This window comes from Sulfitobacter sp. EhC04 (genome assembly GCF_001650875.1).
Classification (GTDB): Bacteria; Pseudomonadota; Alphaproteobacteria; order Rhodobacterales; family Rhodobacteraceae; genus Sulfitobacter.
Map to the genome: position 1 here is coordinate 1 of NZ_LXYI01000035.1, position 2,269 is coordinate 2,269.

The 2,269-nt window shown below is 54.0% G+C and carries 1 tRNA gene and 1 rRNA gene; both read right to left on the reverse strand.

Going from position 1 to position 2,269, the window contains the following annotated elements:
* Window positions 1–36: 36 nt before the first annotated feature.
* A tRNA-Ile gene (locus A8B82_RS15650) sits at window positions 37–113 on the reverse strand.
* Between the two features lie 251 nt (window positions 114–364).
* Window positions 365–1,826: ribosomal RNA gene (locus A8B82_RS15655) — 16S ribosomal RNA — on the reverse strand.
* Between the last annotated feature and the right edge of the window lie 443 nt (window positions 1,827–2,269).

Consider the following 2,269-nt stretch of genomic DNA (forward strand, 5'->3'; position numbering starts at 1 on the left):
CTACCATGGCAACGCTCCCTTGCAAGCAAGGAAGCTTGGTGGGTCGAGGAGGACTTGAACCTCCGACCTCACGCTTATCAGGCGTGCGCTCTAACCACCTGAGCTACCGACCCAGCGAGTTTTGCAAAGCAAAACCGCGTCGCCGCGGCAAGGGCTTGCAAAGCAAGCTCCTGAGAGCGGCCAGGGTTGCAGCAAAACTGGCTATTCATACGAGCCGGCGGGCTCGCGTTGTTTCTGAAGAGATATGAGGACGGCTCGGTCCGAAGGACATCTTGCGATGTCCCGAATATGGACAGTTTTGTTTACTGTCCTGCTAAGTTTTCCACGATCAAGAGCAAGCTCAATATGCCAGGAAAATCCTTAGAAAGGAGGTGATCCAGCCGCAGGTTCCCCTACGGCTACCTTGTTACGACTTCACCCCAGTCGCTGATCCTACCGTGGCCGCCTGCCCCCCGAAGGTTAGCGCAGCGTCGTCGGGTAGAACCAACTCCCATGGTGTGACGGGCGGTGTGTACAAGGCCCGGGAACGTATTCACCGCGTCATGCTGTTACGCGATTACTAGCGATTCCGACTTCATGGGGTCGAGTTGCAGACCCCAATCCGAACTGAGATAGCTTTTTGGGATTAACCCATTGTCACTACCATTGTAGCACGTGTGTAGCCCAACCCGTAAGGGCCATGAGGACTTGACGTCATCCACACCTTCCTCCCGCTTATCACGGGCAGTTTCTTTAGAGTGCCCAGCCGAACTGCTGGCAACTAAAGATGTGGGTTGCGCTCGTTGCCGGACTTAACCGAACATCTCACGACACGAGCTGACGACAGCCATGCAGCACCTGTCACTGCGTCACCGAAGTGAACACCCGATCTCTCGGGTTAGCACAGGATGTCAAGGGTTGGTAAGGTTCTGCGCGTTGCTTCGAATTAAACCACATGCTCCACCGCTTGTGCGGGCCCCCGTCAATTCCTTTGAGTTTTAATCTTGCGACCGTACTCCCCAGGCGGAATGCTTAATCCGTTAGGTGTGTCACCGAACAGTATACTGCCCGACGACTGGCATTCATCGTTTACGGTGTGGACTACCAGGGTATCTAATCCTGTTTGCTCCCCACACTTTCGTACCTCAGCGTCAGTATCGAGCCAGTGAGCCGCCTTCGCCACTGGTGTTCCTCCAAATATCTACGAATTTCACCTCTACACTTGGAATTCCACTCACCTCTCTCGAACTCAAGACCAGGAGTTTAGGAGGCAGTTCCGAGGTTGAGCCTCGGGATTTCACCCCCTACTTTCTGATCCGCCTACGTACGCTTTACGCCCAGTAATTCCGAACAACGCTAACCCCCTCCGTATTACCGCGGCTGCTGGCACGGAGTTAGCCGGGGTTTCTTTACCAGGTACTGTCATTATCATCCCTGGCGAAAGTGCTTTACGACCCTAAGGCCTTCATCACACACGCGGCATGGCTAGATCAGGCTTGCGCCCATTGTCTAAGATTCCCCACTGCTGCCTCCCGTAGGAGTCTGGGCCGTGTCTCAGTCCCAGTGTTGCTGATCATCCTCTAAAACCAGCTATAGATCGTAGACTTGGTAGGCCATTACCCCACCAACTATCTAATCTAACGCGGGCCGATCCTTTCCCGATAAATCTTTCCCCCGAAGGGCTTATACGGTATTACTCTCAGTTTCCCGAGGCTATTCCGTAGAAAAGGGTACGTTCCCACGCGTTACTAACCCGTCCGCCGCTCGCCCCGAAGGGTGCGCTCGACTTGCATGTGTTAGGCCTGCCGCCAGCGTTCGTTCTGAGCCAGGATCAAACTCTCAAGTTGAAAAGCAATTGCTTGCTTATCCTTGACGTCGAACCTCTGCACATCGACCTGCAGTACTTACTGAATACCACAGGCGTCTTTTCTGTTTGTTGTGCTTTCAGTTACCAAAGTAACCAGAAGCCGTCCAAACAGTGAAGCTGACACTACATCATCGGACCGAAGCCCTAGTAGCGCGATATGAAGAGGTTGATCCATCGAATGAACCAAACCGCCCACATATCTCTTCAGATACTATCAATTTCAAAGAGCGTAGAGACAAAAGAGACTGAGATGCGCCCTAACTTCTTGGCGCGCCCCGCCCAAATACCTCTGATATTTCTTATCCGCCTCGTAACCTTCCCTCCGCGTCTCCGCTTCCGTCCGGCCCGTCTGGCGCCCCGTCAGTGCATCGCTGCGCCGCCGGTGAGGGGGGTTCTACGGTTACTGACTGATACCCGCAAGCC